Annotated in this window: 19 protein-coding genes; 15 read left to right on the plus strand and 4 right to left on the minus strand. The window is 55.7% G+C overall.

The genetic code is table 11. The features are described from left to right. The first annotated feature begins 571 nt into the window (after nt 1–571). The 10 genes from C444_RS17210 to lpdA all read left to right on the plus strand — a co-directional run bounded on the left by C444_RS17210 (nt 572) and on the right by lpdA (nt 13,102). On the plus strand, nt 572–1,771 hold the full coding sequence (locus tag C444_RS17210; protein ID WP_004594322.1) for an ABC transporter substrate-binding protein: 1,200 nt from the start codon (nt 572–574) through the stop codon (nt 1,769–1,771). A gap of 188 nt (nt 1,772–1,959) precedes the next feature. After that, the gene (locus C444_RS17215) at nt 1,960–3,078 is read left to right on the plus strand and encodes a pyridoxal phosphate-dependent aminotransferase (RefSeq protein ID WP_004594323.1); all 1,119 of its coding nucleotides are present in this window, start codon (nt 1,960–1,962) and stop codon (nt 3,076–3,078) included. 295 nt (nt 3,079–3,373) lie between these two features. Beyond that, nucleotides 3,374–4,471 carry a branched-chain amino acid ABC transporter permease gene (locus C444_RS17220; RefSeq protein WP_004594324.1) on the plus strand — a complete coding sequence of 366 codons (1,098 nt, stop codon included), beginning with the start codon at nt 3,374–3,376 and terminating at the stop codon, nt 4,469–4,471. Further along, nucleotides 4,468–5,775 (plus strand): branched-chain amino acid ABC transporter permease, encoded by a 1,308-nt coding sequence (locus tag C444_RS17225; RefSeq protein ID WP_004594325.1) that lies wholly within the window; start codon nt 4,468–4,470, stop codon nt 5,773–5,775. The genes C444_RS17220 and C444_RS17225 overlap by 4 nt, the downstream gene beginning before the upstream one ends. Beyond that, nucleotides 5,768–6,595, plus strand: coding sequence for an ABC transporter ATP-binding protein (locus C444_RS17230; protein WP_004594326.1), 828 nt, complete (start codon nt 5,768–5,770; stop codon nt 6,593–6,595). The genes C444_RS17225 and C444_RS17230 overlap by 8 nt, the downstream gene beginning before the upstream one ends. Further along, complete coding sequence (locus tag C444_RS17235; RefSeq protein WP_004594327.1) at nt 6,592–7,296, plus strand: ABC transporter ATP-binding protein; 705 nt, start codon at nt 6,592–6,594, stop codon at nt 7,294–7,296. Before C444_RS17230 ends, C444_RS17235 begins: the two co-directional genes overlap by 4 nt. 680 nt (nt 7,297–7,976) lie before the next feature. After that, nucleotides 7,977–9,125, plus strand: coding sequence for a pyruvate dehydrogenase (acetyl-transferring) E1 component subunit alpha (gene pdhA, locus C444_RS17240; protein WP_004594328.1), 1,149 nt, complete (start codon nt 7,977–7,979; stop codon nt 9,123–9,125). Continuing rightward, nucleotides 9,122–10,138, plus strand: coding sequence for an alpha-ketoacid dehydrogenase subunit beta (locus C444_RS17245; protein ID WP_004594329.1), 1,017 nt, complete (start codon nt 9,122–9,124; stop codon nt 10,136–10,138). The genes pdhA and C444_RS17245 overlap by 4 nt, the downstream gene beginning before the upstream one ends. Before the next feature lies 1 nt (nt 10,139). Further along, entirely contained in the window at nt 10,140–11,669 is a 1,530-nt protein-coding gene (locus tag C444_RS17250; RefSeq protein ID WP_004594330.1) for a dihydrolipoamide acetyltransferase family protein, read from the plus strand. Then, nucleotides 11,669–13,102 carry a dihydrolipoyl dehydrogenase gene (gene lpdA / locus C444_RS17255; protein ID WP_004594331.1) on the plus strand — a complete coding sequence of 478 codons (1,434 nt, stop codon included), beginning with the start codon at nt 11,669–11,671 and terminating at the stop codon, nt 13,100–13,102. Before C444_RS17250 ends, lpdA begins: the two co-directional genes overlap by 1 nt. 199 nt (nt 13,103–13,301) lie before the next feature. Here the strand turns inward: lpdA and C444_RS22055 are convergent, their stop codons facing one another. Continuing rightward, the gene (locus C444_RS22055) at nt 13,302–13,439 is read right to left on the minus strand and encodes a hypothetical protein (RefSeq protein ID WP_161607611.1); all 138 of its coding nucleotides are present in this window, start codon (nt 13,437–13,439) and stop codon (nt 13,302–13,304) included. Between the two features lie 1,332 nt (nt 13,440–14,771). Between C444_RS22055 and C444_RS23280 the strand changes: the two genes are divergently transcribed. After that, nucleotides 14,772–15,050 (plus strand): DUF7576 family protein, encoded by a 279-nt coding sequence (locus tag C444_RS23280; protein WP_080509725.1) that lies wholly within the window; start codon nt 14,772–14,774, stop codon nt 15,048–15,050. A 71-nt stretch (nt 15,051–15,121) separates the two neighbouring features. On the opposite strand, the gene rdfA is transcribed toward C444_RS23280, so the two are convergent. Next, nucleotides 15,122–15,736 carry a rod-determining factor RdfA gene (rdfA, locus tag C444_RS17265; protein WP_004594333.1) on the minus strand — a complete coding sequence of 205 codons (615 nt, stop codon included), beginning with the start codon at nt 15,734–15,736 and terminating at the stop codon, nt 15,122–15,124. A 114-nt stretch (nt 15,737–15,850) separates the two neighbouring features. Then, a complete protein-coding gene (locus C444_RS21390; protein ID WP_239641324.1) occupies nt 15,851–15,988 on the minus strand; it encodes a universal stress protein in 138 nt (45 codons plus the stop codon). A gap of 78 nt (nt 15,989–16,066) precedes the next feature. Here C444_RS21390 and C444_RS17270 point away from each other — a divergent pair, with 78 nt between their 5' ends. From C444_RS17270 to C444_RS17285, 4 genes are all read left to right on the plus strand, one after another. Then, nucleotides 16,067–16,345, plus strand: a complete 279-nt coding sequence (locus C444_RS17270; RefSeq protein WP_239641325.1) for a DoxX family protein — start codon at nt 16,067–16,069, stop codon at nt 16,343–16,345. A 560-nt stretch (nt 16,346–16,905) separates the two neighbouring features. Next, entirely contained in the window at nt 16,906–17,256 is a 351-nt protein-coding gene (locus tag C444_RS17275; protein WP_004594335.1) for a hypothetical protein, read from the plus strand. 92 nt (nt 17,257–17,348) lie between these two features. Then, nucleotides 17,349–18,305, plus strand: a complete 957-nt coding sequence (locus C444_RS17280; RefSeq protein WP_239641326.1) for a DUF7139 domain-containing protein — start codon at nt 17,349–17,351, stop codon at nt 18,303–18,305. 165 nt (nt 18,306–18,470) lie between these two features. Continuing rightward, a complete protein-coding gene (locus C444_RS17285) occupies nt 18,471–19,499 on the plus strand; it encodes a disk-shape morphogenesis protein volactin (RefSeq protein WP_049909584.1) in 1,029 nt (342 codons plus the stop codon). Nucleotides 19,500–19,589: 90 nt separating this feature from the next. Here the strand turns inward: C444_RS17285 and C444_RS17290 are convergent, their stop codons facing one another. After that, nucleotides 19,590–20,063 (minus strand): hypothetical protein, encoded by a 474-nt coding sequence (locus C444_RS17290; RefSeq protein WP_004594338.1) that lies wholly within the window; start codon nt 20,061–20,063, stop codon nt 19,590–19,592. Nucleotides 20,064–20,107: the final 44 nt, after the last annotated feature.

A 20,107-nucleotide genomic window follows, 5' to 3' on the forward strand; every position in this document is an offset into this window, starting at 1 on the left:
GATGGGATTCATTCATCGAGTTACACATGAGAGGTTACAGTGGGCCTGGCTGTCTGTTCGTTCTAATAATTCGAACCACCATACTCTATGATTGATTTATATACCAGCGTCCTCCGGATAGCTGCCTGTACGAACGGAGAATGACAACGGATCGCCAATCTGAGACTGCATTCCGATACGAGAACCGGACTACGCGCTCGGCATAGCTAGTCCAGCGCCGCTGACCGATTACACGCTTGAATCAGCACTCTCGTATCGGATCCCCGTGCCTATGTGAGGCAGAAGTGCATTGTAGCGGTCATAGAGTACGCATGATGCCCTGTCGTCGACACCGTTCGTATGGTTCGAACGAGTATCAGCACTGGAACGGCACGCACCCGACAGCGTGGACAACACAGACCAGTCAGATGATGGCCCTCTGCGTATCGATGTGTTCGAGGCCAGACCGGACCCCTCTCAGAGTCCGTCTTGTCTCTGCGCAGAACCGCTACGGTTCATAATAACGTTTATCACGAAAGATTGTGTCATGGAGAGTGTTGCGATGCACGATACAGTCAGCCGTCGAACTGTCATGAAGAGCATTGGTGCCGCAGGCGCTGTCGGACTTGCAGGCTGTTCGACAGACGGTGGTAGTAGTGGTAACACCATCAGCATGGGCATCCTAATGGGGGTAACGGGTGGGTTGTCCGAAGTGGGCCCCGCAATTCGGGATGCCGCAGAACTAGCTGTAAAACAGGTCCGAGACGCGGACAACGGGTTCTCAGTCGAGACGCAGTTTGAGAATACGGAGACCAAGCCGAGTCGAGGTGTGAGTGGCGCAGAAGCCCTCGTAAACGGTGGCTATCCGATGATCTGCGGGGGATTGGCATCATCGGTGACACTGCAGGTCGCAGAGAACGTCGCAATTCCGAACCAGACGGTGATGTGCTCACCATCGGCGACGTCGCCGGATGTCTCCACACTGGAAGATAACGACTTCGTGTACCGGACGCCGCCAACGGACAAGCTGCAGGGATCGCTACTGGCACAGATCGCGGCCGAACGGCTCGAGAAAGAGAGCGCAGCTATCCTCTTTCTCAATAACGCGTACGGGAACGGCCTGTCAAACGGATTCACGAAGACGTTTGAAGAGGAATACAGTGGGGAGGTCCTGAATCAGGTCTCGTACTCTGCGGGTCGTTCCTCCTACACGTCACAGTTGCAAAACGTCCTTGACGGTGACCCGGAGACGCTCGTGATTATCGGCTACCCGGAGAGCGGGAACAAGATCTTCCGGAATTTCTACGAGAACTTCGACAGAGCGGACATGGATATTCTGGTGCCGGACGGACTCAGGGCCGATGACTTGCCCGGAAATGTGGGACACGACATGACAAACGTCCGCGGGACCAATCCGTCCTCGGCCGGACCGGGGATCGAGTACTTCAGATCCGCATACGAAGAGGAATACGGTTCCGCACCGGGGCCGTTCAATCAGCAGTCGTTCGATGCTGCGGCGGTTCTGATACTGGCACGTGCGGCAGCCGGTGAAGATGCCGGGACCGCAATTCGCGAGCAAATGCGGGCAGTCACAGATCCCGGTGGCGAAACAGTCGGACCCGAAAACCTGGGGGAGGGCGTTTCACTGGCGGCCGACGGGACCGAAATCAATTATCAGGGTGTCTCGGGCCCAGTTGAGTTCGACGACAATGGGGACTTGGCCAGCGCCGTGTACAATTACTTCAGGTATACAGAGAACGGCACGGAGAATATCGAACAGGTGGAAGTGTAACGAGGACACCTTGGGCTTCCCCACTTCGGATTACGATTACCCTGCAGATACGGCAAACTAACTGGGTTTTGTGCCATAGTTGCAACTCAGATAGAGACCATTCGCGATATTGTCTGTGAACGCTGGTGTCATAGTCAGTATCACACAACCCAAAGACTATAATCAAATACTGTTATAGTCATGAACTGATGTCTCAGTACGCAGCACGCGTCGAAGAGATGGATATCAGCGGCATCCGAGAAGTCTTCGAGGCGGCAGGCGAAGACGCAATCAATCTGGGTCTCGGTCAGCCTGATTTCCCAACTCCAGAACACGCCCGGGAGGCAGCGATGAGTGCGATTCAGGATGGGATGGGTGATTCATACACGTCCAACAAGGGCATTCCAGAACTCAGAGAGGCTATCAGTGAACGCTACGCCACCGACAACGGACAGGACATACCGCCCGAAAACATCATTGCCACTGCCGGCGCAAGCGAGGCGATCCACGTCGCAATCGAAGCCCACGTCCAGCCAGGTGACGAAGTGCTCTGTCCCGACCCTGGGTTCCTGGCCTATGAACAACTGGTGCTACTCGCCGGCGGCGAACCAAAGCGGGTCGAACTCAGAGATGACCTGACCCTCGACCCCGCTGCTGTCGAGAATGCCATTACGGATAACACGTCGCTGTTTATCGTTAACAGTCCTGCGAACCCGACTGGTGCGGTGCAATCGAAGCGAGACATGGCGGAGTTCGCACGGCTAGCGGATGAGCACGAAGTCATTTGCCTCTCCGATGAGGTCTATGAGAAGATCGTCTTCGATGGTGAACACCATTCACCGGCGGAATTCGCTAGCTCCGATAGAGTCATTCAGGCCAGCGCGTGCTCGAAAACGTACTCGATGACAGGGTGGCGGCTCGGGTGGGTGGCGGCCAGTTCGGAGCGAATCGAACGGATGCTCCGGGTGCACCAGTACGTGCAGGCCTGTGCCAGTGCCCCATCACAGTACGCTGCCGAAGCGGCGCTCACCGGTCCACAGGAACCGGTGAGAGAGATGGTGTCGGCCTTCGAGGAGCGCCGAGACGTCCTTCTCGATGGGTTAGAGGACATCGGCCTCGACACACCAGTGCCGAAGGGCGCGTTCTACGCGATGCCCCACGTCCCGGACGGATGGACTCAGAAGATGCTGGACAACGATGTTATTGTCGTCCCCGGCGAAGCGTTTGGGCCGAGCGGCAAGGGGCAGGCACGTATTTCGTACGCCACGAGCACAGCTGAACTGAAAGAGGCGCTGGAGGTAATACACACAGTCACGAACTCTTTGTAGGGCAACACCAGGGAGTCGCGACTGACTGTTTCATCCGGCAGTCGGCCTCATATTTACCACCCGATGGGCGGTTTCATATTTTCTCGTCGCGGGCGCATGCGTTCGCGACTACACATTGGATCCCGCTATCGCCACCTTCCGTTGCAAAGCCCGTCTAATTTCGCTGTCACGTCTGGTATTGTCAAGCGGTACCGTGTGTAATGCTAGCATGAAACCGGCGTATATCTTCGGTTCTCTGGGATTCTATGACGATTTTACATCAAGATTTTTAACACTGGGTACAGAGCACCAAAGTATGGCGGCACGAGACTACTACAGCCGTGGACAGAATCTGGTATACAACCGCCCAGTACTCGTTATATTCGCAGTTATTGGCGTGTTTCTCGTCTTCGACATCCTTCGACAGGTAGGCACTGGAACAATCGTCATCACAGACCTCATGAGTTACCTCTGGAACGGACTGGTGCTTGGAATGTCGCTTGGACTGGCCGGTGTCGGTCTCTCGATGACATACAGTATCCTCAATTTCGCGAACTTTGCCCACGGTGACCTGATTACGAGCGGTGCGTTTGCCGGCTGGGCGACGGCGTTTCTGATTGCCGGGCTGGGAGAGTTCTCTGTCGAATCGCTCATTCTTATCGGTGGCCCAATCGCAGTCGGTTCGAATGAGCTTGGGATCAATGTCGTCAATACCCCACTGGCGCTTCTGGCTGGCTTACTCGTCGCTGCGGTCCTGACAGCCGCTCTTTCGCTTTTACTGGATCGCATCGTGTTCAAACCGATGCGCAGCGCCGACGGTGTGACGCTGATGATTGCCAGTGTCGGCGTCGCACTGTTCCTTCGTAACTTCCTCACCTATTCGTTCCTGACCGATAGCCGCGGGCTGACAGGCGGGAACGTCCCCCAGTTTACTATTGCGGGCGTCACGTTCGGCGGACACCAGATTACGCTGGTCGTCGTCGCCGCACTCCTGATGCTTGGCACTCACATTCTGCTCCAGTACACAAAGATCGGCACGGCGATGCGTGCAATGGCCGCGAACAAGGACCTCGCAAAAGTCACGGGCATCCCGACGGAGCGCGTTGTCAAGCTCACGTGGATTATCGGCGGCGGGCTTACCGGGTGTGCAGGTTTTCTCATCGCATTACAGCAGGGGACGCTCACAGTGACAATGGGGTGGGACCTGCTGTTACTGGTGTTCGCAGCGGTTATCCTCGGCGGTGTCGGTTCGATCTACGGAGCCATGGTCGGCGGCGTCATTCTCGGCATCGCGAGCCGACTCGCGCTCGTCTGGATTCCAGCCAGCTTCCTGCTGGTTGCGGCATTTGTTATCATGATCGTCATGCTGCTCGTGCGCCCGTCGGGGCTATTCAGTGGGAGGACGACGGCATGAGTACGGGGTCCATTCAGGCGCGGGCTGAGGGCTGGCTTGGCAACAATGACGTGCGCCTGCTTGTCGCGCTTGCTCTCGCAATCGGAGGACTGTACGCGCTTTTCAGTGTCGTCCTCGGGTTCCAGCTGAATGGCACAGTCAACACGCTCCGTCGTGTCGCGTTCCTCTCGGCGATCTATGCCATGTTAGCGCTCGCACTGAACCTCCAGTGGGGGTACGCGGGCCTGTTCAATCTCGGTGCGGCCGGGTTCATGGCCATCGGTGTGTACACGATGGGGATACTGACCGCTCCAGTGACGGCTAGTCCGCCCGGTTTCGGGCTGCCACTGCCGGTCGCGATTGTGGGTGCTATCCTCATGACCGGGGTCATCGGCGGCCTCGCAGCGTTGCCTGCGATCCGACTCCGTGCCGACTATCTTGCAATCGTCACTGTCGCGTTCTCGGAAATCGTCCGCCTCACACTCCGTGCGCCGGAGTTCGCGAACACTCGAATCGCCGGCGTTGCATTCGGAACGGGCGGTGCGACGGGGCTGTCCTTGCCATCGAACCCGATCCGGATTCTCTTTTACACAGATCCGGCCGCAACAGCCCCAGCGCCAAATGCCCTGGGTGCGGCGATATTCAGCGCCGTGGAACCACTCGGAATTGAGCAGACGCTGGTCATCGGCTGGGCGTACGTGGTTGTGTTGTGTCTCTGTCTCGGCCTTCTGTACTGGCTGATGATCCGTATCGGGAAGTCTCCCTTCGGACGGGTCCTCAAGAGCATCCGGGAGGACCAGCAGGTCACGCAGGCGCTGGGAAAAGACACGCGCCTGTTCAAGATCAAGACGTTCGCGCTCGGCTGTGCGCTCATGGGCCTGATCGCTATCCTCTGGCGGCTCTCCGGGGGCTATGCATCGCCACGGATGTTCAAACCGATACAGACGTTCTATATCTTCATTGCGCTGTTTATCGGTGGGACCGGGTCACCAACGGGGAGTATTGTCGGCGGTGCCCTGTTCGCGAGTCTGCTCTTCGAGGGGCCATCGTTCATCCGCCGGGTCGTGGCAGAGTACCTCCAACTCAGCAACGCTCCCGATACGCTCGTCGGTGCTCTCGCCCAGTTAGGGACGCTCGATGTCACGCCACTGCTGGCGTATTCCGTGCAGGACGTGAGCATCTCCGCGCTCCGGCTCATGCTGTTAGGTATCGTTCTGGTGTATCTCATGCAACGGCATCCGGACGGGCTGCTCGGCCATCGAAAAGCAATCGCATCGAGCGTTGACCTCTCACAACAGGCGACGCAAGAGGACGACAATGAGTAAGAACGTACAATCAGCACGGAGCGACCAGACCCAGAAGGGACAGCAAGAGCAGATACTCAAAGTGGAAAACCTGCGGAAGACGTTCGGCGGTATTACCGCTGTCGCTGACGTCTCTTTCCACGTCCAAAAGGGGTCGATCACCGGTCTGATTGGTCCGAATGGGGCTGGCAAGTCGACGACGTTCGACCTGATTACCGGTGTACAACGTCCGGATGGGGGCGAAGTCGAGTTCAACGACACGGAGATAACGGGGTATCGGTCGGATCAGGTCGCAAACCAGGGCCTCGTCCGGACCTTCCAGATCGCACGAGAGCTATCGGAGATGACCGTTCTGGAAAACCTGATGCTGGCACCACAGAATCAGGCCGGCGAAGCAGTCTGGCGGGCGGTCCTCCCGCGAGCCAGAACGCGGGTCGTTGAACAGGAAAAAGAACTTCGAGAACAGGCCTGGGAGATGCTCGAACTGTTCGAGATCGAGCACGTCGCGCACGAATCCGCCGGCAATCTGTCAGGGGGCCAACGGAAGCTCTTGGAGATGGCGCGTGTGCTCATGACCGACCCCGAGATGGTACTGCTGGATGAACCGCTTGCGGGAGTCAATCCGACGCTTGAGGAGAAACTCATCGACCGGTTACATACGCTCAAAGAGCAGGGCTACACCTTCCTCTTCGTCGAACACGATATGGACGTTATTATGAACAACTGCGACACGGTCATCGTGATGCACCAGGGGAGTGTTCTCACAGAGGGGCAACCGGACGCAGTGAAAAACAACGATAAAGTGCTTGATGCCTACCTCGGAGAAGAGGTGAAAATATGAGTCTGCTGTCAGTACAGCAACTCGATGCCGGGTACGGTGATCTGCAGATTCTCACAGACGTCGATATGGAAGTCGGGCAGGGTGAGTACATCACCATCGTCGGCCCGAACGGTGCGGGCAAGTCCACCGTGATGAAGTCAGTGTTCGGACTGACGACGTATATCGGGGGGGAAATCGTCTTCAATGACAGGGATATCGCCGGCGAACAGCCGGAAGAGATCATCTCGTATGGGTTGAGCTTCGTCCCCCAGAGCAACAACGTGTTCGAGCCACTGACAGTCACGGAGAACCTCAAGATGGGTGCATACACGCTGGACCAATTCCCGGAAGAGCGGCTACAGACAGTTTACGACCGGTTCCCGATACTCGAAACGCGATCAGAGCAGAAGGCAGGCACACTTTCAGGGGGGCAACAACAGATGCTGGCGATGGGCCGTGCGCTCATGCTCGATCCAGATCTGTTACTGCTTGACGAGCCCAGTGCAGGCCTCGCACCAGACCTCGTCGACGAGATGTTTGACCGCATCGACGAGATTAACGACGCCGGAACCGCCGTCCTCCTCGTCGAACAAAACGCCAAAGAGGCATTGCGGCGGTGCGACCGCGGCTATGTACTCGTGCAGGGACAGAACCGACACGAAGACAGCGGTGAGGCACTTCTCAACGACCAACAGGTGCGCGAGGACTTCCTCGGCGGGTAGGTCTTGGACTCCAGCGTGGCTTGGAAACTGCTTTTTGTCACGGAAAGGCGTCTACGCGAGACACTGTCCGGATCGTTGAGTCGGCACGGGCTGTTGAGTCCTTGACGGCCCATAATCAGCGAGCGGCTCTCTACACTGCAGATCCGGCCCAGTGAAATTGTAGATATTTGAATGTATTTAGTTCTTCACAGTACCTCGTTATATCGACTTATCCGTATTAGCGTCTGAATATATGTTGTGTTACCATCATCACAAGATACGGGAGATAGATATAATGGTAAACTATATCTCATTTCTCGCTGTCTCCATGCTCCTTCGGACCAGTAACTGTCACCGTTCACACCGGGATAGCTACTGTGTCGTGTGAACGAATATCGCACAAACAATAAGTATCTACCATGTAAGTCTCCACATATGCATCCGGGTTTGAACCCCATCGCCTGCCCTGCAGGTCAGCTGTCCCGGCAGTTAATGGATTGGGCACTGCCCTCTTCCGCAGCTACATTTTTTACATTTTCGACATTTAAACTGGCGTAGACTGCCAGCGCACAGGTGGGTCCTGTGCCCAGGTGGAAAACGCCAGCCTTGAACCGCTCGGAGAGCCGTACTCAGCGGCTGTTCGGGTTATCAGGGCCTGTTTCGGGAGCGTCTGTCGAATACAACAAACATCATCGAAAACAATGAACATGAAAAACGAAGCAGGAAGCAAGGACATGCCAGCGGCCGTCAGAACAGATTCGGATCTAGTCCAGATACTGGATGCTGAAGGCAACGTACTGCCACAGGCGTCTGTCCCGGATATTTCAGATAGGCAGTTACTTGAGCTGTATGAGACAATCACGCTCGCTCGTCACTTCGACCAGCGAGCGATCAGCTTCCAGCGACAGGGGCGGCTAGCGACGTACGCACCAATGACCGGACAAGAGGGGTCACAGGTCGCTACAAGCCTGGCACTTGCCGAGCAAGACTGGTTGTTCCCGACCTATAGGGAGCACGCGGCGAAGTACGCTCACGGGATGGACCTTGCATCCCTTTTCGAGCCACTGCGGGGCTATCGAGACGGATACGCAATCCCCGAAGACGTCAACGTGATGCCGGAGTATATTCCGATTGCCACCCAGGTACCACAGGCCATGGGAATGGCGTGGGGACATAAGCTACAGGGAAAGACCGATACGGCCGTCCTGTGTCATCTCGGTGATGGTGCGACCTCCGAAGGAGATTTCCACGAAGGACTGAACTTCGCCGGGGTGTTCGATGTCCCTGCTGTATTCGTCTGTAACAACAACCAGTGGGCGATTTCGGTCCCCCGAGAGCGACAGACTGCGAGCGAAACCATCGCTGAAAAGGCACAGGCATATGGCATTGACGGCGTTCGAGTCGACGGGCTGGACCCGCTCGCGGTCTACAAAGTCGCCAGCGAGGCACTGGAGAAAGCCCGGAATCCGGGTCCCGGGGAGCTACGCCCAACCCTTATTGAGTCCGTCCAGTATCGCTTCGGTGCGCACACGACCGCGGATGACCCGTCTGTTTACAGAGACGAATCGGAGGAGGAGGTCTGGCGGGACCGCGACCCTGTGGACCGCATTGAAACGTATCTGTACAACGAGGGCATCCTCGACTCCGACCTCGAGAGTGAGATCCAAGACAGAATCGAACAGGAAGTCAGCGAGGCGATAGAAACGGCGGAGCAGACAGAGACAAGTCCGGACAATATTGTCAAGCACGTGTACGAGGACGTTCCAGCGCGACTCGAAGAACAGCGGGACGAACTGAACCGACTGCGTGAGAAGTATGACGACGGCGCGTTCTCGGAGGTACTGGAATGAGTTCGACAGCCAGTACGCAGGCGGAGCAAAACGCACAGAGCCTCACCCTCGTGGAGGCGATACAGGACGGGTTGTACACAGAGATGGCACAGGACGACAACGTCGTCGTTCTGGGCGAAGACGTCGGGAAGAACGGCGGTGTTTTCAGAGCCACCGACCAGCTATACGAGGAGTTCGGCGAAGACCGCGTCATCGACACGCCACTGGCAGAAGCCGGTATCGTCGGCGCATCCATCGGTCTCGCCCAGACCGGTATGAAGCCTGTTCCCGAGATGCAGTTCATGGGCTTCATGTATCCCGCCTTCGATCAGATTGTCAGTCACGCCGCCCGCCTCCGGAGCCGTAGCCAGGGACAGTATTCGGTGCCGATGGTAATACGGGCTCCATACGGCGGTGGTATCCGGGCCCCGGAACACCACTCCGAGTCAAAGGAAGCGTTCTTCGTGCACGAGCCCGGCCTCAAGGTCGTCTCGCCGAGCACGCCCTACGATGCGAAGGGGCTCCTGGCGGCGTCCATCCACGACCCGGATCCAGTCATCTTCCTGGAACCGAAGTTGATCTATCGCGCCTTCCGTGAAGATGTCCCGACGAAACCGTATGAGGTGTCGCTGAGTGAGGCTGCTGTCCGGCGTGACGGAAGCGATATTTCAGTCTACACGTGGGGCGCAATGACCCGCCCCGCCCTGATCGCCGCGGAGAATCTCAGCCAGTCACACGGCATCGATGTCGAAGTCATCGACTTGCGGACCCTGTCACCCCTCGATACAGAGACGATTACTGACTCGTTCAAAAAGACCGGCAGAGCCGCGATTGTACACGAAGCACCGAAAACTGGCGGACTAGGGGCGGAAATCGCAACGACGATTCAGGAAGAAGCGCTCGTTCATCAGGAAGCGCCAATCAAACGAATCGCCGGCTTCGATGCCCCCATGCCACTCCATTCGCTGGAGGATTACTACTTACCACAGGCGGTCCGCATCCAAGACGGTATCCGCGAAATAGTTGACTTCTAACATGGTCCGTGAATTCGAACTTCCCGATGTCGGTGAAGGCGTCGCCGAGGGCGAACTGCTTCGCTGGCGGGTTGCGCCGGGCGACTCAGTTTCGGAAGACCAACCAGTAGCGGAAGTCGAGACCGACAAAGCCGTCGTTGACGTCCCATCCCCCGTCGACGGTGTTGTCGAAGAACTCCGTGCCGCGGAAGGTGAGATCGTCCCAGTCGGTGATGTGATTATCGTCTTCCGGATCGACGGGGAAGACGAACCGGACGGAACTGAAACACCGCCTGCAGACGATGCCACTGCGGACAGTGGGCAACAAACCGACGACGAAGCAACAACACAGCAAGCCGAAGATACGCAGTCAGAACCAGCGGTGACACAGCGTGTCCAGGTCGCTGCTCCGCCGTCTGTACGGCGTCTAGCCCGCGAACTGGGCGTCGATATCTCCAGCATTGCGGACTCGTCTCTTGGACGTATAACGGAGTCGGATGTCCGCGCGCACGCGGATGCAAACCCTCCAACTCAGGACCATTCAAATCAGCAGACCACTGCTGCAGAGCGACAAAAACAGCAGGCAACTTCGATGCAGTCTGTCAGCTCAGTTCAGGCGAGAGAAACGGCAGACCGGGAGACGACGGTGGCCGTCCCGAAAACCAGACACGTCGCAGCGGAGGAGGGGATCGATCTCGATACTGTTCCCACTGATGAGCGTAAGGACGGAGAACCGTTTGTCACGCTCGAAACGGTCCAAGAGTACGCACAGGCCCAACAGCAGGCACAGAAAAAGGATCAGGAAGCGGTAGCCGAAAGGGCAGCGGCTGATGAGCCGGCGCGCCCGGAGTCTCGGACGCCGTACAACGGGATCAGGCAGACGATTGGATCGGCGATGACAGCGTCGAAATATACGGCCCCACACGTCACTCATCAGGACGAGGTCGATGTTACTGCGCTGGTCGACGCTCGTTCGACGCTCAGACAGGAGGCCGAGGAGCACGATATACGACTGACGTACATGCCGTTCGTGATGAAAGCGTGTGCCGCGGCCCTGCAGGAGAACCCACATGTGAACGTCTCCCTTGACGAAGCAAACGAAGAAATCGTCGAAAAGCAGTATTACAATATCGGTGTCGCAACGGCGACTGATGCCGGGCTGCTGGTTCCCGTTGTCGAGGATGTCGATACGAAAGGCCTGCTCGAAGTCGCATCGGAAACTAACGAAAAAACCCAGAGAGCAAGGGAACGGCGTCTTTCGCCGGAGGAAATGCGTGGCGGGACGTTCACTATCTCGAACATCGGCGGGATCGGCGGGGAGTACGGAACACCGATCATCAATCAGCCGGAAAGCGCCATCCTGGCACTGGGCGAGATCAAAAAGAAGCCACGAGTCGTCGAAGCCGATGGTGAAGAAACGATAGAACCACGTCACGTGATGACACTATCGCTCTCGTTCGACCACCGAGTGCTCGACGGCGCAGACGCCGCACGGTTCACGAACTCCGTACAGAAGTACCTGCGAAATCCAAACCTGCTACTACTAGAATAATGGTCGTCGGAGATGTCACTACCTCGACTGATGTACTGGTTATTGGTGCGGGCCCTGGCGGATACGTTGCCGCAATCCGTGCTGCACAGCTTGACCTCGATGTCACTCTCGTTGAAAAAGGAGCGTACGGGGGTGCCTGTCTCAACCGTGGCTGTATCCCATCTAAAGCGCTGCTTAACGGTTCAGAACTGGCATCGGGGGCAGGCCAGGCGGAGGAACTGGGGGTTTACGCAGACCCAACAGTTGCGCTCGACGAGATGATTAGCTGGAAAGACGGACTCGTCGACCAACTAACGAGCGGTATCGAGCAATTATGTACGGCAGCCGGCGTGAATCTGATGAAAGGGACTGCCGAATTTGCCGATGAAAACAAGATCAGAATCGTCCATCAGGGAGAAGGGCAAGGCTCTGAATCGCTGAAATTCGACCACTGCATCATCGCAACGGGGTCCCGGCCAATCGAGGTTCCGGGGTTCGACTTCGATGACGACCGCATCGTTTCCTCCGATGGCGCGCTGAACTTCGAAACGGTACCCGACGAACTCGTAATCGCTGGTGCCGGATACATTGGTATGGAGCTGGCGACAGTCTACAGCCGACTCGGGAGCGACGTCTCGGTAATCGAGCTGCTAGAGCAGGCGCTGCCCGGCTATCAGGAAGACGTCGCCTCGATAGTTCGGAAGCGAGCAGAGGATCTCGGCGTTGACTTCTACTTCGGGTACAGGGCGGATAGCTGGGCAGAGTCGGACGGTGGGGCCGTCCTGACTGCTGTCCCCGCCGACGAGGCGGCGCATGATAGCGATATAGAACTCACTGCTGACAAAATACTCGTTGCGGTGGGCAGACGCCCGGTGACTGATACGCTCGGTATCGGTGCTGCCGGCGTCGAAACCGATGCGCAGGGGTTCATTCCAACGGATAGCAGATGTCGGACGAACAAGGAGCACATTTTCGCAGTTGGTGACGTTGCGGGTGAGCCGATGCTGGCACACAAGGGATCGAAAGAGGGAGAAGTTGCAGCGGAAGTAATCGCCGGCAAGCCCGCTGCAGTCGATTATCGGGCACTCCCGGCTGCAGTGTTCACCGATCCGGAGATCGGAACTGTCGGGCTGACGGAGGACGAAGCTGCGAACGAGGGTCTTACTCCAGTTACAGGTGAGTTCCAGTTCCAAGCGTCTGGACGGGCATTAACAGCAAATCGGACAGAAGGCTTTGTCCGAATTGTCGCCGCAAAAGAAACCGAACGTGTGATCGGTGCACAGATCGTCGGTCCGGATGCATCCGAGTTGATTGCAGAAATCGCAGCCATGATCGAAATGGGTGCAAAGCTTCAGGACATCAGTTCTACCATCCATGTGCATCCAACGTTAAGTGAAGCGGTAATGGAAGCCGCACAGAATGCAAGAGGGAAGGCAATACACAGACAAAACTAACCGGGCTATATTGACCTCTCAGAAACCAGATCTACGACCAAACCTGTTGGATCTATACTCACATATGCCCTATCCGATACTGTCTACTAAAATGAAACAACAACTCGGAAACAGAACGCTCGCTGAGTGACCCCTACGTTCGTTTGTGAGTAGAGATCAAAGTTAGTCTCTAGCGTCGGACACCAGATATATCCCGGATTCAGTCGTTTGCGACCGTTTGGCTTGCGCCACCGTCACTGGCGCTCAGCTTGGTCTCTTCTTCTTCTTCTTCGGGTCTCGGTACATCTGTTGGAAGGTTTTCGTACAGAATTCCCTTGCTTGCGTTGTAGCATGTCATGAGTTGTCATGACTGATGGAAACAAATAAAACCGTCCCTTATTCTGTACCGTCGAATATTAACATTCCGGGAATATTTATATATCGATCAATTTTCCAGAACGAGGTAATAGAGTATCTGTTCGGATTTAATGTAGCTGAGGATACACTCGACATATTTTTTGCGCTGAAAGTACAGCTACTGTGTCATATACTGGTTCCTTCTCTCATTTGTCTTTTCTAAAGTGTCGGAGACAATCGGAACATCTTGGATTATATACTATATCGCTGGATATCTGAGATTTGGTCTGGTCCCAATCCAAACAGGTAGGTTAGATGTCGGGGTACTGTGATGTCATACATTTCTCTTCACAGAAGAAATGCTCTGTTATCTCCCCGTTAGGATCACGTATCGTAACCCCGCTGAACCGAATCTGTTCGTTGATCACTTGTCCACAGTAATCACAGCGGTAGCTCGGTGACCCGCCGACCAAGATTCGAGTCGACTTGTTTTGGATATTCAGTTCGGCAGCGGCCGTGTTGCTGCTGGCTTCCATAGCGCAACGAACAGTTGCTAGTGACTGGTCCAGCTCAGTTTGTCCATTCATCGTTTGTATCGATTCGTTGTTGACATGGGTCGGACTCGTTCCGTCTATTGTTACACAGTGCTCCGGAGCCGCTACTATCGTTTCACCGACGTTTTCCGCCTATGCCGGGTTACTGCCCGGACCGTGGTGGTCTACGTGGGTTATTATGGAAAAAGTGTAAAAAACGTATAACCGGACGCTACTGTCGCTAATTGGCTCGCTTTCCGGGGCGTCTCTACCGTTTCGGTACCCGGTTCCATACCTCCCAGTAAGGAACTTTCGTATTTAATCATTTGGTTAGTTCCTATCGCTTCGCCACTGAGATGGGCTCGATCACAAACTCGAAGCAAGCTAGATGTTTTAGAGTGATGGCCGCTGCAGGCCCCGGCTACGTTGTACAGCCTTGCTGTACTCACCGGTCTCGTCCGACTATATTCGTCGAGTGTGAACACCACTCACGGAACTATTAAGTGTACATCCATTAAAGATACACATATGAACCCGGGCGTTGACTGTATGGCTTGGCAGGCAAGCCCGCTGTCCCGGCACTTGACAGGTGCAGATCCCTTCACATCCGGTTTTACGTTTTTTACATTTTTCAAATTTTAAACTGACGTAGACCACCACAGTGCGGGCAAACGCCGGCACACAGGTGGAAAACGTCGGTCCTGGCTGGTTCCCAAACACCAGCTGACGGTTTTCGGGTCGCGATGACCCATCTCACGTAGCGCTGCGACACTAACTATAAATCCATAATCAGCGACATCATGAACGCCCAAAACACGCAGGAGTACCGGAGCCAACAATCAGCGGACATCGCAAACGCAGACCGAGCGCGGAGTGCAACCCCCGAAAGCGTTGAGAGCCAATCTATCAGGATCGTAATTAGCTCGATTGAAACGCGACATTGCGACCACTGCGGGGCATCAATTGACGAAAACGTCCGGTATCGTAATGTCACGACCAGAGATAGTGCTGGCACCGTTTCGGAATACGCGTTCTGCGGTGTCGACTGCAAGACCGCTCGGTTCCCGAGGCTTGGCTGACCGCTGGCTGGGTTGGCGCATTGTCGGTCTACAGGACTACTGCCTTCGTTTTGATAACACGGTCAGCGCCCTCATTCGGAGTGGCAGTCGCAGCCACCCTGTTCCAGAAACGTCACAATATCGTAGCTACGGCCGCAGTCCTCACACAGTACCTGTACCTCGTTGATGATGTTGAAATCGCCTGCCGAGATGGCGTCGTTCTTTTCGAGGCTCTCGATAGTCTGCCTCGCTACAGCGGTGGTTCGGCCCCGGAGACGCTGTATTGTGTTGATGGCGTTTTCTTTCCGCTCTGCCGGCGTCTGCTCGGGTCTGGCCGCCCCACGGTCGTTCTTGAGATAGCGATACACGGTCTGGTGGGAGATAAAGTCGCCCATAACCGAGTCGATATCGACCCCGCTCTGTTCGAGACGGGAGCGTATGAGCGGGGCGTCCGCGTCATCTTCACGAAGTGACTGATAGACCTGTTGGATGTCGCCACTCAATGTCGGAGCGTCGCTCCCTTCGATGGCGGACTCGAGCACCGATTGATTGAAATAGTCGGCGAGGTCTCGGGTACTTTCTTCCTCTCCGTCGGCGCCGACCCACCGATCTTCGAGTTCTGCACCCATCCCGACAAGATCGTATTCTCGAATTACGGCATCGACCTTGCTCGTTCCCCCACCGGACTGTGAGTCGTCTGTGGTCATGATCCGATATAAATGAACGCCATAGTTACTAAACACTCCCGCATACCGGGAGGATTGTCGAGGACTCACACGGAGAGATGTATCAGGCCCGTACTCTGGAACAAGTTGGCCGATTCACGAACTGAATTGCTCATCTGATTCGGATACAGGCTCGCGAACCCACGTCACTGGGACCGGGGACTGCCGGACGATTTTGGCGCTGACACCTCCCATGACGTACCTGCTGAAATCAGTCTGTCCGTGTGTCGGCATAACGATGCAGTCAATGTCGGACTGTTTGCTGTAGTCGACTATCGTTTTGTGCGGGTGCCGGAACTATTCGTCCAGATCGTGTCACCGGTCTTGCCGGCACCACTTGCGCTGGTGTATCTGTCCGGCGTCGCCGAAACCGCTGTCGGGCTCAGCCTGTTGGTACCCTGGACGCGTTCGTACGCTGCATGGGCGACGATCGCATTGTCCGTCGCAATCTTTCCCGCGAACGTCGATATGGCTGTGTCCATGGTCACCATCGAGGGGACCGGTGGCGGCGATCCCTCTGTGCTGGTCCGCTGGGCACGGTTGCCGCTGCAGGGCGTGTTACTCCTCTGGAGGTACTGGTACACCGACTGAGCGTGGAGAACGCCCCGAGTGGCCGGGCCGGTTCGACCGTATTTCATCGTCTACGATGGATTTGAACGACGCTGTCGTCGTCGGTTTTGGGGTGACGCTGTCGGCGTGGACATGATGGGTAGCCAGCGTCGCTGGGTCGCAACAACCAAATCAAGCGATGCCACTGCGGTCCTATGGGTATCGCCATCTAGAGTGAGACACAAAGGATCTCTCAACCCGGCCGAGAGGGCCGCTCACCGCCATCATCAGAGCCATGCCGAGACTCAGAACAACCGCGAGCGACCGCCAGTTTTCAGCGGATATCCGCTTGGAATGACGCAACGCGACGCCCGTGTCCACGGCGGCGGAGTTATCCGTGAAGAGGACACACGGCACAGATGATATTTGGTTTCTTGCGCTTCCAAGGTTCCGGGGATCTGCTTTGCCAGATTAGACATGAATGGGTACCGATTGGAACCCAGCATATATCTACACTACATGTGAGTTTGCGTTAATGACATATAGATGCACTGTATATTCATAAGACATATTTGTAATTACAGCATAGATACGGTGTCGACATGCCCTCCAAGAGTCCTAAACTTCTCTCGACGAACAGTGAACAGTGGCGTCTGGCGCATGAAGACCTCCACATCAGAAACACCAGCGATACCAAACATGATGTCCGCATAGAAATATACGATAGTGAGGTGTGTTGTCATACAGCCCACTATCAGCTCTTGCCAGGCCAGTCCGGCTGTTCGGTCAACTTGCTACAGGCTGGCTGCTACAGGGTTAAAGCCGTTCTCGATCGACAACACGAATCAGTCGCTGCCGTGACAGTCTCTGACGAGCCCGAACGGACTATCTTCGTCCACATTCAGAACGACGGGCTCACCATCAAGGAGGGAGTGACTCCCTCGCGTCCCTGAACTAGCGTGTCGCCTCTCTCTCCCGCAGGTAGGATCGAACGAAATGGGGTAAGCCCATCTTTAACACCCATCGGAATCAAATAACAAATGGAATGAGCTCTGCATCTACATCGGACAGGTCCCCCGAATCTGCCGACCCAGTGTCGGGCTATCGCGACACGCTTGCGTCGATTTATCACGAATATGTCGGCGAACCAGCTAAAGAGCGAGATATCTATGTTGGGTTCGGACTCTTTTTTGCTGGAGTTACGCTTTCAATCGTCGGCTTCTGCCTCTTCCTGTACAGTAACGTTCTGGTGTCCGGGAGCGCACCGTACTGGCAAATTCGTGAGGTTGCGCTCGTCGTCGGATTCGTCGGACTGCCCTCCGTGCTGTTGAGCGTCGTCGTACTCCTCCCAGTCGGTTTCAAGACCCGGGTCGTCAGTGCCACCGGCACGCTGTTCTGTCTCGCCGCAACGATAATTCTGGTTAGCGTCTTTCCGTATGGATGGACGAACAGTGGCGGAATCAACGGCAGCGTCTGGACGATCAGCGTTTACGCCACTGGCTTAGTCATGCTTGCGGCCTCAACAGGAGCGGCGCTGGTTGCACACTACCTCGAGAAAGCGGCAACCCCGAGCGACTCAACTGGTTCAGTCGAGTCGGCCGAGAGCGAGTCAGAGTCTATCAGCAAGGCAGATGTGGACGACGATATCGAACAGGCACTAGATGGAGCGGAACTATCGTGGGGTGGTGTCGAACAGCAGCCCAAAACTAAGCGGCTAAATCTGGATATGCCAGAAACGGACTCTGACCTCGATCGGACGGCTATCGAGAATTCAGAGGCGACCACGACACGAGCCGACAGCAATGATGTTGATGACGCAGTAGATGGACTCAGGCAACTACAGGGAGGCGAATCAAAGACGGAGCGAAGCACCGGTACCGAAGAACAGGTCAATGCTCTCACGCAGTTTCGAAATGAGCAGGGCGAAGATGACGATGTAGAAACCGGTGTCAAAGAGCAACGAAGCATTGTTACTCGTCTTCGGTCACTGTTCTTTGAATAGACTGTCTGCTCACTACAGACACTCCGCTGTGGTCCTCTCGTTGCGTGGGGTTAAATCATAGTAATATGTTCCTACGAACCATCCCGTCTATTTCGATAAATAACATGTAACCTACTGCAACAAAACAAGATAGTTTTTTCAACTTGGTGGGAGGAATACAACTGTATGCCCCAAGGTCTCGATGTCGGTACGATGAACCTCCTGTCTGCACGGCAAGATGGTAACGAAACGGTATTCGTGCAGCAGCGGAACTCCTTCGTCGAAATTGACTACAGCGACATGGCCGAACAGATGCTGTCGAGAAGTGATGTTCTCCACATCCGCAAGGATGATCGGGTCTACATCGTTGGCGATGACGCCCTGAATTTCGCGAACATCTTCAGTGAGGAGACACGCCGCCCGATGCAAGCCGGGATTCTCTCAAGCGACGAGCAATCAGCTATTCCGATGATTAAGCTCATTACTGAACAGGTGGTGGGACAGCCGGAGTTCCCGAATGAGCGCCTGTTTTTCTCGGTTCCCGCGGACCCAATCGATGCCGATGTCTCGACGCTATATCATCAAAAGACGATTGAATCCCTCCTCACTGATATGGGCTACAGCCCGGAACCGATCAATGAAGGGATGGCCGTCATCTACTCCGAGCTTGCCAACCGTGAGTTCACTGGCCTCGGTATCAGCTTTGGCGCTGGGATGACCAACGTCTGTCTGTCATACTATGCAGTCCCCGTAATGAAGTTCTCCATCGCACGCGGTGGCGACTGGATCGACGAGCAGGCTGCACAGGCGACTGGCACGCCCGTCGATAAGGTCACCTCGGTTAAAGAAGAGGACTTCGCACTCAACTTCGAGACGGACGTCGGCGGTATCGAAGGTGCACTGAGTATCTATTACGACAATCTCCTCGACTATGTCATCGAGAACATCATCAGTGAAGTCGATGAGGAAGATGTCGAGGAGGGACTGGATGTCCCGGTTGTCGTGACTGGTGGGACATCCAGTCCTGACGGCTTCGAAGAGTTGTTCGCCGAACGGATCAACGAATCCGAGATACCGTTCTCAATCAGCGACGTCCGCCAAGCCGAGAATCCACTATATAGTGTCGCACAGGGCGCACTCGTCGCAGCGCGGTCGGAAGAAGAGCGCGAGGGGCAAAACGAGCAGGCCGAAGAATCTGAAACCCCCGCCGAATAACGGCCGGTCTCGAACAGAAGCACTGTTCGCCGGCGTCAGTCGAGACATACTACTGGTCCCCGTCCCGGGCAATACAACTGACGTCGGACGCTACTCAGTTTCTTTCTCGCTTTCCTCGGCTTCAGTCTCCATGTCTTTGCTATTCTCATCGTTCTCACCGGATTTGGCTGTAGCCTCTCCGCTTTGTTCAATATCGCTCTCGTCGATAACACGGTTCAGTTCGTCAGCAGCGTCCTGCCGGAACCCGTTAGCGTCAGACCCTATAGATACACCCACCGCGACACCAGCCTGTTCAAGCGAGAACTCTGGTCGGTCTGTGGACTTGTCCTGTTCCGGAATCGGGATGCTGGGTGTACGGCCAGTGTTTTCGGGTCTACCGGGGTTAGAATCAGGGTTCTGGTTGAACCGAGCGAGAGCGAACTCCCAGGACTCTGGGGGGGAGGCCTCGTTGTGATGCGACGCAGAGATGTCTGCGAAGCCGCACGATTCACAGACGATAGCTGTCTGGTCAACGGTCGCAAGCGTATACGTGCTGAGGTCGGATTCGCAGCGGGGACACCGCATACTAGCTCATCCGTGCCTCTGCTATACAATGGTTCCGTCAGCTA

Source organism: Haloarcula japonica DSM 6131 (assembly GCF_000336635.1).
Classification (GTDB): Archaea; Halobacteriota; Halobacteria; order Halobacteriales; family Haloarculaceae; genus Haloarcula; species Haloarcula japonica.

Excerpts from the sequence above, each read along its gene's own strand:
- C444_RS17210 (WP_004594322.1), top strand. The coding sequence starts at position 572 with ATGAAGAGCATTGGTGCCGCAGGCGCTGTCGGACTTGCAGGCTGTTCG.
- C444_RS17215 (WP_004594323.1), top strand. The coding sequence starts at position 1,960 with ATGTCTCAGTACGCAGCACGCGTCGAAGAGATGGATATCAGCGGCATC.
- C444_RS17220 (WP_004594324.1), top strand. The coding sequence starts at position 3,374 with ATGGCGGCACGAGACTACTACAGCCGTGGACAGAATCTGGTATACAAC.
- C444_RS17225 (WP_004594325.1), top strand. The coding sequence starts at position 4,468 with ATGAGTACGGGGTCCATTCAGGCGCGGGCTGAGGGCTGGCTTGGCAAC.
- C444_RS17230 (WP_004594326.1), top strand. The coding sequence starts at position 5,768 with ATGAGTAAGAACGTACAATCAGCACGGAGCGACCAGACCCAGAAGGGA.
- C444_RS17235 (WP_004594327.1), top strand. The coding sequence starts at position 6,592 with ATGAGTCTGCTGTCAGTACAGCAACTCGATGCCGGGTACGGTGATCTG.
- pdhA (WP_004594328.1), top strand. The coding sequence starts at position 7,977 with ATGAACATGAAAAACGAAGCAGGAAGCAAGGACATGCCAGCGGCCGTC.
- C444_RS17245 (WP_004594329.1), top strand. The coding sequence starts at position 9,122 with ATGAGTTCGACAGCCAGTACGCAGGCGGAGCAAAACGCACAGAGCCTC.
- C444_RS17250 (WP_004594330.1), top strand. The coding sequence starts at position 10,140 with ATGGTCCGTGAATTCGAACTTCCCGATGTCGGTGAAGGCGTCGCCGAG.
- lpdA (WP_004594331.1), top strand. The coding sequence starts at position 11,669 with ATGGTCGTCGGAGATGTCACTACCTCGACTGATGTACTGGTTATTGGT.
- C444_RS22055 (WP_161607611.1), bottom strand. The coding sequence starts at position 13,439 with ATGACATGCTACAACGCAAGCAAGGGAATTCTGTACGAAAACCTTCCA.
- C444_RS23280 (WP_080509725.1), top strand. The coding sequence starts at position 14,772 with ATGAACGCCCAAAACACGCAGGAGTACCGGAGCCAACAATCAGCGGAC.
- rdfA (WP_004594333.1), bottom strand. The coding sequence starts at position 15,736 with ATGACCACAGACGACTCACAGTCCGGTGGGGGAACGAGCAAGGTCGAT.
- C444_RS21390 (WP_239641324.1), bottom strand. The coding sequence starts at position 15,988 with ATGCCGACACACGGACAGACTGATTTCAGCAGGTACGTCATGGGAGGT.
- C444_RS17275 (WP_004594335.1), top strand. The coding sequence starts at position 16,906 with ATGCCCTCCAAGAGTCCTAAACTTCTCTCGACGAACAGTGAACAGTGG.
- C444_RS17280 (WP_239641326.1), top strand. The coding sequence starts at position 17,349 with ATGAGCTCTGCATCTACATCGGACAGGTCCCCCGAATCTGCCGACCCA.
- C444_RS17285 (WP_049909584.1), top strand. The coding sequence starts at position 18,471 with ATGCCCCAAGGTCTCGATGTCGGTACGATGAACCTCCTGTCTGCACGG.
- C444_RS17290 (WP_004594338.1), bottom strand. The coding sequence starts at position 20,063 with ATGCGGTGTCCCCGCTGCGAATCCGACCTCAGCACGTATACGCTTGCG.